Source organism: Variovorax multivorans, from assembly GCF_051216835.1.
Classification (GTDB): Bacteria; Pseudomonadota; Gammaproteobacteria; order Burkholderiales; family Burkholderiaceae_C; genus Variovorax.
This window is the reverse complement of sequence record NZ_JBPJZL010000013.1, coordinates 158,739-171,468: the sequence shown is the minus strand read 5'-3', so window position 1 is coordinate 171,468 and position 12,730 is coordinate 158,739. Positions and strand designations below refer to the sequence as shown.

The 12,730-nt window shown below is 67.5% G+C and carries 13 protein-coding genes; 7 read left to right on the top strand and 6 right to left on the bottom strand.

Going from position 1 to position 12,730, the window contains the following annotated elements:
• Positions 1–61: 61 nt before the first annotated feature.
• On the top strand, positions 62–1,291 hold the full coding sequence (locus tag ACSFCA_RS28785; RefSeq protein WP_435461796.1) for a nucleoside recognition domain-containing protein: 1,230 nt from the start codon (positions 62–64) through the stop codon (positions 1,289–1,291).
• 266 nt (positions 1,292–1,557) lie between these two features.
• On the opposite strand, the gene ACSFCA_RS28780 is transcribed toward ACSFCA_RS28785, so the two are convergent.
• Positions 1,558–3,534: an alkyl/aryl-sulfatase gene (locus ACSFCA_RS28780; RefSeq protein ID WP_435461797.1), complete on the bottom strand. Its 1,977-nt coding sequence runs from the start codon at positions 3,532–3,534 to the stop codon at positions 1,558–1,560.
• A gap of 73 nt (positions 3,535–3,607) precedes the next feature.
• On the opposite strand from ACSFCA_RS28780, the gene ACSFCA_RS28775 reads away from it, so the two are divergent.
• The 3 genes from ACSFCA_RS28775 to ACSFCA_RS28765 are packed head-to-tail and all read left to right on the top strand — an operon-like array spanning position 3,608 to position 5,570.
• Entirely contained in the window at positions 3,608–4,519 is a 912-nt protein-coding gene (locus tag ACSFCA_RS28775) for a LysR family transcriptional regulator (protein WP_435461798.1), read from the top strand.
• 41 nt (positions 4,520–4,560) lie between these two features.
• Positions 4,561–5,070: a flavin reductase family protein gene (locus ACSFCA_RS28770; protein WP_258351935.1), complete on the top strand. Its 510-nt coding sequence runs from the start codon at positions 4,561–4,563 to the stop codon at positions 5,068–5,070.
• The gene (locus ACSFCA_RS28765; RefSeq protein ID WP_258351936.1) at positions 5,070–5,570 is read left to right on the top strand and encodes a BON domain-containing protein; all 501 of its coding nucleotides are present in this window, start codon (positions 5,070–5,072) and stop codon (positions 5,568–5,570) included. Before ACSFCA_RS28770 ends, ACSFCA_RS28765 begins: the two co-directional genes overlap by 1 nt.
• Positions 5,571–5,616: 46 nt before the next feature.
• On the opposite strand, the gene ACSFCA_RS28760 is transcribed toward ACSFCA_RS28765, so the two are convergent.
• The 5 genes from ACSFCA_RS28760 to ACSFCA_RS28740 all read right to left on the bottom strand — a co-directional run bounded on the left by ACSFCA_RS28760 (position 5,617) and on the right by ACSFCA_RS28740 (position 9,743).
• The gene (locus ACSFCA_RS28760) at positions 5,617–5,949 is read right to left on the bottom strand and encodes a DMT family transporter (protein ID WP_435461799.1); all 333 of its coding nucleotides are present in this window, start codon (positions 5,947–5,949) and stop codon (positions 5,617–5,619) included.
• Positions 5,950–6,089: 140 nt separating this feature from the next.
• Complete coding sequence (locus tag ACSFCA_RS28755) at positions 6,090–6,890, bottom strand: ABC transporter permease (protein WP_435461800.1); 801 nt, start codon at positions 6,888–6,890, stop codon at positions 6,090–6,092.
• An 11-nt stretch (positions 6,891–6,901) separates the two neighbouring features.
• Positions 6,902–7,657, bottom strand: a complete 756-nt coding sequence (locus ACSFCA_RS28750) for an ABC transporter ATP-binding protein (protein ID WP_435461801.1) — start codon at positions 7,655–7,657, stop codon at positions 6,902–6,904.
• Complete coding sequence (locus ACSFCA_RS28745) at positions 7,654–8,619, bottom strand: ABC transporter substrate-binding protein (RefSeq protein ID WP_093076607.1); 966 nt, start codon at positions 8,617–8,619, stop codon at positions 7,654–7,656. Before ACSFCA_RS28745 ends, ACSFCA_RS28750 begins: the two co-directional genes overlap by 4 nt.
• Positions 8,616–9,743: an aryl-sulfate sulfotransferase gene (locus ACSFCA_RS28740; RefSeq protein ID WP_435461802.1), complete on the bottom strand. Its 1,128-nt coding sequence runs from the start codon at positions 9,741–9,743 to the stop codon at positions 8,616–8,618. The genes ACSFCA_RS28745 and ACSFCA_RS28740 overlap by 4 nt, the downstream gene beginning before the upstream one ends.
• Positions 9,744–9,857: 114 nt before the next feature.
• On the opposite strand from ACSFCA_RS28740, the gene ACSFCA_RS28735 reads away from it, so the two are divergent.
• The 3 genes from ACSFCA_RS28735 to ACSFCA_RS28725 all read left to right on the top strand — a co-directional run bounded on the left by ACSFCA_RS28735 (position 9,858) and on the right by ACSFCA_RS28725 (position 12,727).
• Positions 9,858–10,811: a LysR family transcriptional regulator gene (locus ACSFCA_RS28735; protein ID WP_093076604.1), complete on the top strand. Its 954-nt coding sequence runs from the start codon at positions 9,858–9,860 to the stop codon at positions 10,809–10,811.
• A 66-nt stretch (positions 10,812–10,877) separates the two neighbouring features.
• Entirely contained in the window at positions 10,878–11,786 is a 909-nt protein-coding gene (locus tag ACSFCA_RS28730; RefSeq protein ID WP_258351941.1) for a DMT family transporter, read from the top strand.
• Positions 11,783–12,727 (top strand): glutaminase, encoded by a 945-nt coding sequence (locus ACSFCA_RS28725; protein WP_258351942.1) that lies wholly within the window; start codon positions 11,783–11,785, stop codon positions 12,725–12,727. The genes ACSFCA_RS28730 and ACSFCA_RS28725 overlap by 4 nt, the downstream gene beginning before the upstream one ends.
• Positions 12,728–12,730 lie beyond the last annotated feature (3 nt).

Below are 12,730 nucleotides of genomic sequence, written 5' to 3'. Positions count from 1 at the left end.
TAGCTCGCGGCGGGCCTGTATGGCGGCCCTATCATCGAAGCGAAACAAAAGGAAAAGAAGCGTGCTCAACGGCTTGTGGCTTGGTTTCTTCGGGGTGGCGGCGCTGGCGGCGCTGGGGCGGTGGCTCATCGGCGGCGACCCGACCGTGTTCGCGGCGCTGGTCGAGAGCCTGTTCGCGATGGCGCGGCTGGCGGTCGAGGTGATGATGCTGCTGTTCGGCACGCTCACGCTGTGGCTGGGCTTTTTGCGCATCGCCGAGGCCGCGGGGCTGGTCGGCTGGCTCGCGCGGCTGCTGGGGCCGCTGTTCCGGCGCCTCATGCCGGGCGTGCCGGCGGGGCACCCAGCGCTCGGGCTCATCACCATGAACTTCGCGGCCAACGCGCTGGGGCTGGACAACGCCGCCACGCCCATCGGCCTGAAGGCGATGCGCGAACTGCAGCGGCTGAACCCCGATCCGATAACGGCCACCAACGCGCAGATCCTGTTCCTTGTACTTAATGCCTCGTCGCTGACCTTGCTGCCGGTCACCATCTTCATGTACCGCGCACAGCAGGGCGCGGGCGACCCGACGCTGGTGTTCCTGCCGATCCTGCTGGCCACCAGCGCCTCGACGCTGGTCGGGCTGTTGTCGGTGGCGGTGGCGCAGCGCCTGCGGCTGTGGGATCCGGTGGTGCTGGCCTACATGCTGCCGGGCGCGCTGCTGCTGGGCGGCTTCATGGCGCTGCTGGGCACGCTGTCGGCGGCGGCCATTGCGTCGCTGTCTTCGTTGCTGGGCAACCTCACGCTCTTCGGCGTGATCGTCGTGTTCCTGCTGGCCGGGGCGATACGCCGCATCAAGGTGTACGAGTGCTTCATCGAAGGCGCGAAGGAAGGCTTCGACATCGCGAAGAACCTGTTGCCGTACCTCGTCGCGATGCTGTGCGCGGTCGGCGTGCTGCGCGCTTCGGGCGCGCTCGACTTCGCGTTGAACGGCCTGCGCTGGCTGGTGAACGCGGGCGGCTTCGACGCGCGCTTCGTCGACGCCATGCCCACCGCGCTGGTCAAGCCCTTCTCGGGCAGCGCGGCGCGCGCGATGCTGATCGAGACCATGAAGAGCCAGGGCGTCGACAGCTTCCCCGCACTGGTGGCCGCCACCATCCAGGGCAGCACCGAAACCACCTTCTACGTGCTGGCCGTGTACTTCGGCGCCGTTGGCATCCAGAGAGCGCGGCATGCCGTGGCCTGTGCGTTGCTGGCAGAGTTGGCAGGCGTGGTGGCGGCTGTCGCGGTCTGCTATTGGTTCTTTGGCTGAGGCTTGTTGTTCAGGGCGCGCTCACGCCGACGGGGTACCTTGCTCCGCGAATGTCCTCCGGCCTGCGGCCTCCCCCTTTATTTCGCTGCGCAAGGCACCCCATCGACGTGATCGTTCAGCGCAGCGGTTGAACCGCCGACACAAGCGCTGCGCCCATGTGCGAATGGCATCGGGTGCTCCCCGCAGCGAAATAAAGGAGGAGGCCGAAGGCCGGGGGACATTCGCGGAGGGGAGTACCCGGTGTCATTCGCACGCACCCCGAACTCTTACTTCCGCGGCTCGACAACAGGAAACATCGGCTCGAAGGTATCAAGCATCGAGAGCAACTCGCCCAGCTTCGCCCGGTCGCCATCGATCTTCACCTTGCCCGCCAGCACCGCAGCAGGAAAGCTCGTCTCCTTCAGCGTGACCGCATCGAGCGTGGCGCGGCTCAGCGTGATCGTGGCATCGGCTCCCGGCTGCTGGCCGGCGATGTGCGTGAGCGCGGAATTCTCCAGCGTCAGCACGAACTGCTGGTTCGAATCGGTGAAGTTCCAGTTGATGACCATCTTCTTGCCCTCGGCCTTGGCGGCATCGAGCCGCACGCCGAGGAAGTCGAAGAACAGGTCGTTGCTCACCGCCTTCAGCGTGTCGGCATTGGAGCTGTTGCCGCCCGGAATTTTCGGCACGCCGTTACGCAGCTCCATCGCGCCCACAAGGTACGCGCTGCGCCAGGTGCCGGCCTCCGATTGGTAGCCCAGCTGTTCGAGCGCGTCGGCACCCAGCTCGCGGGCCGCGCGGTTGGCCGGGTCGGCGTACACCAGCTGGCTCATCGCGCTGGCCACCCAGCGGAACTCGCCCTTCTTGAAGTCTTCGCGCGCACGCGCCAGCACCGCGTCTGCACCGCCCATGTACTCGACCGTCTTCTTCGCATAAGCCACCGGCGGCAGCGGGTTCAGGTTGGCGGGGTTGGCGTCGTACCAGCCCAGGTACTTCTGGTACACGGCCTTGGCGTTGTGCCGCAGCGTGCCGTAGTAGCCGCGCGCGGACCACTCCTGCTCCAGGCTCGCGGGCATGCGCAGCGTTTCTGCAATGTCGGCCGACGTGTAGCCCTGGTTGAGCAGGCGCAGCGACTGGTCGTTGATGAACTTGTACATGTCGCGCTGCTTCTTCAGCAGGTCGACGATGCGCTCACCCCCGAAAGTGGGCCAGTGGTGCTGGGCGATGAGCACGTCTGTCTTGTCGCCGAAGGCCACGCGTGCCTCGTCGATGTACTTCGACCACAGGTTGCCGTCGCGCACTTCTGCGCCTCGGATGGTGTAGAGGTTGTGCATGTTGTGCGTCACGTCCTCCGCCATGTTGAGCACGCGGAACTGCGGCAGGTACATGATCATTTCCGACGGCGCCTCGGAGCCCGGCACGAGCTTGAAGACAAACTGCACGCCGTCGATGGTGCGCTCTTCGGTCGGCTTGTCGATGGTGGCCGTGGGCGCAATCAGCGAGATGGTGCCGCGCGCCAGCGCCTTGCCCAGGCCCGTGTCGACCTGCCCGCGCGCACCCGGCGGCAGCAGCGTGCCGAACTGGTACTGCGAGCGCCGGCTCATCGCATTGCCCGCGAGGATGTTCTCGGCCACGGCCGTTTCCATGAAGCCCGAGGGCGCGAGCACCTGCACCTTGCCGGCCTTCACATCGGCCTCGTCGATCACGCCTTTCACGCCGCCGAAGTGGTCCGCATGGCCGTGCGTGTAGATCACCGTGCCCACCGGCTTGCGCGGGCGGTGCTGGTAGTAGAGGGCCAACGCGGCGCGCGCGGTTTCGGCGGCCAGCAGCGGATCGATGACGATCAGCGAGCTGTCGCCTTCGACGATGGTCATGTTGGCGATGTCGAAGCCGCGCACCTGGTAGACGCGGTCGGTCGCCTTAAACAGGCCATGGATCGCATTGAGCTGGGCCTGGCGCCATAGGCTCGGGTTGACGGTGTCGGCCGCTTCGTTTGCCTTCAGGAAGTCGTAGGGCTTCATGCTCCACACCGGGCGTGTGCCGCTGCCGGGCACCAGCGCGTCGGGCACGGTGCCGACGAAGCCGTGCATCGCGTCCTCGAAGTCCTGCCGGTTGGCGAAAGGCAGCGTCTTCGCCATGTCGGCGTTGGCCTGCAGCGTGGAAGGCTCGGGCGCTTTGGGCGCGATCTGCGCGGAGATCGACGGGGCGCCGAGCGCGCAAGCCAGTGCGACGAGTGCCGCTGTGGAGAAGGATGAAGGGGTCATCCGGCAATTCTCCGAAGCGGCAGAAGCATTGGCAAATGCAAAATACGCGCTTCCTTTTTAAGTGAGACGCAAAATGCAGTTGCGCCAGCTCCAGCATCTTGTTGCCCTTGCCGAGCAGGGCAGCTTCGGCCGCGCAGCGCAGGCCGTGCATCTGTCGCAGCCCGCGCTCTCGCGCAGCATCGACACCCTGGAAGACAACCTGCAGGCGCGCCTGATCGACCGGGCCTACGGCACCGTGCGCTTCACGCAGGCCGGCGAGCTCGTGCTCGCGCGTGCCCGCGAGCTGCTCGCCGATGCGCAGCAGATCCAGCGCGACGTGCTGCAGCTCGAAGGCTTGGCCATCGGCAGCCTCGCAGTGGGGCTCGGCCCCTTCGCCGCGAGCACGCTCGGGCGCATGGCCCTGTCGCTGATGACACAGCGTCATCCGCAACTCCTCATGCGCATGGAAGTGGCCGACACCGCCACGCTCAGCGAGCGCCTGCATCGGCGCCAGCTCGACCTGTTCATCGCCGACACCCGCGACCTGAAGAAGCAGCCCGGCCTCAAGCTTGCGCGGCTGCCCGACCTGCCCGTCTCGTTCTTCGTGCAGCCGAAGCACCCGCTGCGCCGGCTGAAGCAGGTGACGCTGGAAAAAGCCATGCGCTATCCCGTGGCCGGCCCCAACCTTCCCGCCGAGGTGGCCGCGTATTTCGACAGCCAGATCCAGCGCGACGACCGCGGCGTTTTCAACGTCACCTGCGACGACGCCGGCACCCTGCGTCACCTGGCCCTGACCGCCAACGCGGTCATCCTCGCGCCCCACGCACCGGCCCTGAACACCGACACCAACGCCCTCGTGCCCCTGCCGGTGGTCGGCTTTGCCCGCATGCAGACGCACTACAGCCTGGTCGCGCTCGCGGGTCGAACGCCCTCGGCCGCCGCCACCGTCTATACCCGCCTGGTGACAGAGTTGATGGGCCCAGTCAGGCAGCCCGCCGGGCGCTGAGCCAAAATGGCCCTCCTGCCGACCACCGCCCAGCCTCTTTCGTGACCACTCCCCGCCGGGCCCAGCCGCCCTCTTTTTCGACCGACGAGTTTCGTGAATCGCTCGGCATGTTCGCCACCGGCGTCACCGTGGTCACTGCGCGCGCGGCCGACGGCACGCTGGTCGGCCTCACGGCCAACTCGTTCAACTCGGTGTCGCTGGCGCCGCCGCTGGTGCTGTGGAGCCTGGCGCGCGCGGCCGGCTCGATGCCCGCACTGAGCACCGGCTCGCACTACACGGTGAACATCCTGGCGGCCAACCAGAAGGCGCTGGCCGAACGCTTCGCCGCCAAGAACATCGACCGCTGGGCCGACGTGGCCTTCACCGAGGGCCTCGGCGGCGCGCCGGTGCTGGTAGGTGCAGCAGCCAGCTTCGAGTGCTTCAACCGCAGCCGCTATGACGAAGGCGACCACGTGATCTTCGTGGGCGAAGTGGAGCGCTGCACGCACGACGCGGGCGCCTCGCCGCTGCTGTTCCACGGCGGGCGCTTCTACACCGAGCATCCCTTGTAATGAACCGCCCTGCGCTCCTGTCGTCTGTCTTGTTGCTTGCCGCACAGACCGGCATGGCGCAGGAAGCGAACGGGCCGCTCAAGCAGAACTGGTTCGACGATCCGTTCTTCCAGGTGTCGGCGGGGCTGCCGGCCTGCGCAATGCCCGAGGGGCCGTTCTACACGGCCGAAGAGCGCCGCGTGCAGACCCATTCGCGGCTTGAGCGCGGCACCAGTTGCTGGCTGGCCGGCAAATGCACCGACAGCAACGCCTACCGCTACGACAAGCCGCTCGCGCCCAAGGTGCGCGCCGCGCTGCTCGCGGTGCCGGGGGTGAACAAAGGCAGCGTGTGGGTCATGATCCAGCGCCGATGGGTGTACCTGCAGGGCTGTGTGCCGAACGCAGCGCTGGCGAAGAAGCTGGAGCGCGCGGCGCGTGCATTGCCCGATGTGGAGACCGTGGTGCCCGATCTGATGATCGGCACGCGGGGCAAGCCGCCGTACCCGGTGCCTGACCGATAACCGCTCTCCCAGGTTCACGGGCCCTGTGCACGAGCGCGCATCATCACTAGCGCGCGTCGAGGTTGAGCACGACAACGCCGGCCACGATCATGGCAATACCAGCCACCCGAAGGAGCGTCATCGACTCGCCAAACCAGATGGCGCCGAGCACTGCGGTCAATGCAGTGCCGCTACCCGCCCACACCGCATATGCGAGCCCTGTTTCCAGGTGCCTGACCGAGATCGACATCAGCCAGATGGCAGTCGCATAGGAAGCCCCGACCACCAGAGACGGGACAAGGCGCGTAAATCCGTCTGCGTACCGGAGCGCGATCGTCCCGGCGACTTCTGCGGCAACACTGGCCGCAAGCAGCAACCAGGAGAAGGTTTGCAGGCCCACTGAATACCCCTCGGGCCCTGCATCTATACCGGATGCAGAGCCGAGCAAGGGGAAGCGGTACCCGGAACGAACGATCGAATGCTAACGGAGGCCTGCGACCGCCCTACCCGTTGACCACGAAACAGAGCACGGTCTCGGCGCTACAACGCCGATTCATGCCAGTGCCGCAGCAGCAGCCGTCCGATCGCGCTCACCACGAGGAAGAACAGAAAGCCCAGCAGCGTCGCCGCGATCACCTCGGCGAACAGCAGTGCCGTGTACATGCGCCCCTGCGCGAACACGATCTGCACGCCGAGCCCGCCTTCGGCATTGCCCGAGCCGATGATGAATTCGCCCACGATGGCGCCGATCACCGACAACCCCGCCGAGATGCGCAGCCCCGCGAAGATGTGCGGCAGCGCGCCCGGCAGCCGCAGCTTCCAGAACGACACCAGCCCGCTCGCGCGGTGCAGCGCGAACAGCTCCGCAAGATTGCGCGAGGTCGAGCGCAGGCCCAGCATCGTGTTGTTGATGATGGGGAACAGCGACATGATGAAGCTCACGATCACCACCGACAGCTCGTTGTAGCCGAACCAGAGCACGATGAGCGGCGCGATCGCCACCACCGGCACGGTCTGCAGCAGCACCGCGTACGGGTACAGGCTGCGTTCCAGCAGCCGCGACTGCGCCAGCACAGCCGCGCCCGCGATGCCGAGGAAAATGGCCAGCGCATAGCCCAGCAGAGCCTCTTTCAGCGTGGACAGCGTCGCGCCCGCGAGCACGCCAGCGTTCTCGGCCGTGGCTGCTGCCACTTCCTGCGGCGACGGCAGCAGGTAGCCCTTGCCCTCGTAGACGGTGGCGCTCAGCAGCCACCACAGGCCGATGGCGAGCAGCGCGACCACCAGCACGGGGGCGGCGTTGCGCACGAAGGCGGCGGCAGGAGAAGAAACAGATCGGGTCATCGTCATCTCTTTCACGCCACGGCTTGCGCGTGATGCTGCGCGCGCAGCACCGCCGTCACCTGGCCAGTGAGCGCCGCAAAGCCCGCGCTGGCACGCAACTCGGGCGCGCGCGGAAATTCGAAAGGCACGTCGATCACGTCGAGGATGCGCCCCGGCCGCGGCGACATCACCACCACCCGGTTCGACAGGTACACCGCCTCATGCACGTTGTGCGTCACCAGCACGCCGGTAAAGCCAGCCTGGCGCCACAACGACGAAAGCTCTTCCTGCAGCACGTCGCGCGTGAGTTCGTCGACCGCTGCCAGCGGCTCGTCGAGCAGCAGCAGCCCCGGCCGCAACGCCAGCGCGCGCGCCAGCGACAGCCGCATGCGCATGCCGCCCGAGAGCTGGTGCGGGTACGACTTCTCGAAGCCCGCGAGCCCCACCAGCTTCAGCGCCTCGGCGGCACGCGCCCGGTAGCTCGCTGGCGCATGGCCTTCGAGCTCCATCAGCAGTTGCGCGTTGCGCTCCACGGTGCGCCAGGGCAGCAGCGCTGCTTCCTGGAACACGAAGGCGGTCTCGATGCCCTCGGGCCGCGTGCAGCGCCCGGCGCTCGGCGCGATGAGCCCCGCCATGATGCGCAGCAGCGTCGACTTGCCGCAGCCCGAGGGCCCGACGATGGAGACGAACTCGCCGGGGCGCAGCGCGAAGTCGACCGTGCCCAGCGCCTGCAACCCGGAGTCGAAGCGCTTCGACACGCCCTCCAGCCCGACGGCCGCGCCGTTCATGGGTTGCAGCCCGGCACCAGCGTGCGGTCGTAGCCCTGCTTCGCGTCGAAGTTCGCCGGCAGGAAGTTGACGCTGCGCAGCTGGCCCGCCAGTTCGCTCCAGCGCGCGTCGGTCATGCAGCCGATGCGGCCGAGGTCGTGCGAGATCAGCGTCTCGATCATTTCCTTGTTGGCCGCGTCGTAGATCTCGGGCGTCATCTGCTTGTTCATGCCGGTGATCAGCGGCTTCAGCCCCGAGGGGTTGCGCACGTAGTTGGCCCAGCCCTTCTGCACCGCCGCGATGGTGGCCTTCACCAGCGCGGGGTTCTTGCGGATCATGTCGTCGGTGGTGAAGAGCACGTCGTAGGGCCGGTAGCCCAGCGAAGCCAGCGTGACCTGCTGCACCTGCACGCCGGCCGCGGCCATGCGCGCGGGCAGGAACAGCGAGTAGCCCTGCTGCACCATCTTCGGGTCGTTGCGGAACAGGCTCAGGTCGCCGCTCACCGGGATCTCGCGCGTGCCAGTGAGCTTGTATTGCTTCTTCGTCCACTCCCAGTAGGCGTTGCCGATGTTCACCGCGAAGGTGCGGCCCTGCAGGTCGGCGATGGACTTCACGGCCGGGTCGGCGTGGTAGACCAGCGTGTAGGGCACGTAGTCGAGGTGCGCGAACACCGCGCGCACCGGCGCGCCGCGCAGGCGGGCCAGCAGCACGTCGTCGGCATTGCCGATGCCGAACTCGGCCTGGCCCGAGGCCACCTGCGGAATGGTCTGGATCTTCGGGCCGCCCTGCAGCACGCTGATCTCGATGCCGGCTTCCTTGCCGAGCTTGTCCTGCTGGGCCTGCCAGTAGCCGGCCTGGTCGGGCTGGGCGAACCAGTTGCTGAGGATGCGCACGGGCTTGGGTGCGTCTGCCGCCTGCGCGGAAAGTGGCAGCACCGCCGCCAGCGCCAACGGGAATGCAATGCGAAGGGCGGAAGAAATCATGATGCGGAAACCTTGAGCCATGGAAGTTGCGCCGCGGTGTAGCGGAAGGTCTGGAACACGCTGTTCTGCCGGCCGGGCACGTACTTGCGCGCGGCCTCGTCGGGGTATTCGGCGAACCAGGGAATCACGTACTCCCACACCACCTCGCCGGCCGGCGTGACCTCGAACAGGCGCCCCGTGGCCGACTCGGTGACGTGCGTGTTGCCGTTGGGCAGGCGCTGCGCGCTGCCCATGTAGGCGGTGTAGAACGCGTTGACCAGCTCGTCCGCGTACTGCCACACGACCTCGTTGGAGGACGGGTCGATTTCGAGAACGCGCGAGAACGCCACATGCTTGCCGGTGCGGAAGTTGCCGTTGTCGAAAGCAAGAATGTGGCCGTTGGCCAGCGCGACGGGCGCGTGCTGGTGCGACAGCACCGATGGTGGAATATGCAGCTTCACGCCGCCCGTGGCCTTGTCGACGCCGACGATGCCCGAGGTGGTGCGCAGGCTCATCAGCACCAGCCCCTCGCGCGTTACGTCGAGGCCATTCACCAGCGGCCAGTGGGTGCGGCCGAAGCCGGGGTGGATGGGAAAGTCTTCCGGCGCCAGGTGCTCCCAGGCCTTCCATTCCCACACCAGCTTGCCGTCGCGGTCGACCTCGCGGATCACGTCGCCGTACATCGCTTCGTCGGAGCCGTGGGCGGTGCCACCCGGCACGCGTTCGGCGAAGCCGGCCGGCACCGGCGCGCAGCCGGCGTACAGCAGGTGGCCGTTGTCGAGCCAGCGGGCGTCGTGGTGGTGGGTCGGGTCTTCGAAGCGCCAGACGATCTCGCCCTCTGGCGTGGCCTCGTAGAAATCGCCGCCGTGCCACAGCGACCAGGCGCCGTAGATCTCGGGCGAGTTCGCGTGGTTGCCGTTGTAGCCGAGGTTGCCGTTCTTCAGGATCACCGCCGCGCGGCCCGGGCGTACGGGCATCTTCCACTGGTGCGCAACGCGGCCCTCGATGTCGATCAGGTAGACGTTGCCGTCATCGGTCTGCGGCGCGATCAGGGTGTAGCCGCCGACGCTCAGCGCCGGGTCGTGGGCGATCAGGCCGGTGCCGCGGCGGCGCTGGGTGATCTGGTCGACGGTGGTGGTGGTCACGGAAGCGAACCTCGGGAGATTGAAGAATGGCGCGAATGTAGGCCGCATCACCCGTCAGGAAAATCTGTTTGTTTCGTACGGTGCGTATAGAAAATCCATACACTCCCCGCCACCATGCGCGCCATCTCCCAGACCTTCCGCTGTTTCGACGAAGTGGCCCGCCGCGGCTCGGTGCGCAAGGCCGCCGAGGCGCTGCACCTCACGGCTGCAGCCGTGCACCAGCAGGTGCTCAACCTCGAGGAGCAGGTGGGCACGCCGCTGTTCGACCGGCTGCCGCGCGGCATGCAGCTGACCACGGCGGGCGAGATCATGGTGGCCGCCGTGCGGCGCGGGCAGCGCGACTTCGACAACGCGATGGCGCAGGTGGAAGACCTGCGCTCGCTGCGGCGCGGGCACATCAACCTGGCGGTGTCGCATTCGTCGGCCGAGCAGCTGGTGCCCGAGGTCATCGAGGCGGCCATGAAGAACTACCCGGGCGTGACCTACAGCGTGCGCTCGGGCAGCGGCGAGAACATCCTGAAGTGGGTGGCGAATGGCGAATCGGACATCGGCTTCTGCCTGCGCCGCAAGCCACCGCCCGGCGTGGAGGAAATCCGCGCGTTTCCGCAGCACCTGGGCCTTGTCACGCCGCCCGGCCATCCGCTGGCGGCGCTGGGCAAGCTGCCGCGGCTGCGCGACTGCCTGGACCACCCGCTGATCCTCATGACGCCCGACACCGAGCTGCGCGCCATGGTCGACCAGATCGACCACCGCGAGCACCGCAAGGTGCGCCCGCTGGTGGAGACAAGCTCGGTCGCGATGGTGCGGCGGCTGGTGGCCGGCGGCACGGGCATCGGCTTTCTCATTCCCGAGAACGTGGCCGAAGACGTGGAACGCGGCACGCTGGTGTGGACCGGCCTGGCCGACGCGGGGGCACGCTCGTTCAGCTGCCTCTACCAGCGCGCGGGTCAGACCACGGCGGTGGCCATGGGCATGTTCCTGCAGTTCCTGGAGGCTGCGCTGCTGGCCATCGAAAAGCGCTTCGAGCAGCGCGCGCCGCTGCCTTCGCTGACCGCGTTCGCACAATAAACACGCTGGCACGATACGATCATCGGATGAATTACGCGGCAATCCGCCGCGACTGACCGGCCCCGAATGATCCAGCGCAAGACCCACCTCGACTCCCTCGCCATCGGCCTGCTCATTGCCTGCTGCGCCTTCTGGGGCCTCCAACAGATCCTCATCAAGACCACCGTGGCCGAGGTGCCGCCGATGTGGCAGGCCTCGATCCGCATGGTCGGCGCCACGGTGCTGCTGTGGCTGTGGTGTGTATCGCGAGGCGTGTCGCTGTTCGAGCGCGACGGCACGCTGTGGCCCGGTTTGCTGGCCGGCCTGCTGTTCTCGGGCGAGTTCGCCGGCATCTACCTGGGGCTGCAGCACACCAGCGCCTCGCGGCTCACGGTGTTTCTCTACACCGCGCCTTTCTGGGTGTCGCTGCTGCTGCCGCGCTGGGTACCGGCCGAGCGGCTGCGGGGCTTCCAGTGGCTGGGGCTGTTCATTGCGTTCTCGGGCGTGGTGCTGGCTTTCAGCGAGGGCTTCGGCCACATGAGTTCGTCGCAGCTCATCGGCGACGGAATGGCTCTCGCGGCCGGCATGCTCTGGGGCCTGACCACGCTCACGCTGCGCACCACGCGGCTGGCCACGGCCAGCGCGGAGAAGACGCTGTTCTATCAAGTGGCGGTCACGGCGGCGGTGTGCCCGGTGCTGTCGCTGGCGCTCGGCGAGCACTGGGGCTTTTCGTATTCCGCATGGGCCTGGACCTCCATCGGCCTGCAGACGGTGGTCGGCGCCTTCGCCAGCTATCTCGCATGGATGTGGCTGCTGCGGCACTACCCGGCCACGCAGATGTCGTCCTTCACCTTTCTCACGCCGCTGTTCGCGCTGGTGTTCGGCGTGGTGCTGCTGAAGGAGCCGCTCACGGCGCAGCTGATCGTGGCGCTGGCCGGCGTGGCGCTGGGCATCGTGCTGGTGAACCGGCGGCCTGCGGTACAACGCTCGGCATGAGCAAGACCACAACGAACTTCCAGCCCGTTCTCGACGAGATCGTCGCCACGCTGCGTCCGCAGCTCGGCCAGGGCGGCACCGTCGCGAGCTACATCCCGGCGCTCGCCCGCGTGGACGCGCGGCAGTTCGGCATCGCGCTGCGTACCTGCCAGGGCGAAGAAGCCGGCGCGGGCGACTTCGAAACGCCCTTCTCCATTCAAAGCGTGTCGAAGCTCTTCACGCTCACGCTCGCCATGCAGCGCATGGGCGACGCGCTGTGGGAGCGCATCGGGCGCGAGCCATCGGGCAATCCGTTCAACTCGCTGGTGCAGTTGGAGAACGAACAGGGCAAGCCGCGCAACCCGTTCATCAATGCGGGCGCCATCGCGGTGGCCGACCGGCTGGTGAGCCAGGCGAAGGCCACCGGCGGCAGCGCCAAGGCCGACATCCTTGCGCTCATGGGCAGCCTGTGCGGCGAGCCCATCGGCTTCGACGACGAAGTGGCGCAGTCGGAGGCCGACACGGGTTTTCGCAACGTCGCGCTGGCCAACTTCATGAAGAGCTTCGGCAAGATCGACAACGACGTCGCGACTGTGCTCGACACCTACTTCCACCAGTGCTCGCTGCGCATGAGCTGCCGGCAACTGGCACGCGCCGCCGCTTTCCTGTGCCGCGACGGGGCGCATCCGATCGACGGCGAGCCCGAGATCACGGGCGAGCGGCAGACGCGCCGCATCAACGCGCTGATGCTCACCTGCGGCACCTACGACGCGGCGGGCGACGTGGCCTTTTCCATCGGCCTGCCCTGCAAGAGCGGCGTGGGCGGCGGCATCGTGGCGGTGGTGCCCGACCGGCTCACGCTGTGCGTGTGGTCGCCCGCGCTCGATGCCACCGGCAATTCGCTGCTGGGCATGAAGGCGCTCGAGCTGTTCGTGGCGCGTACGGGGCTGTCGGTGTTCTGATCC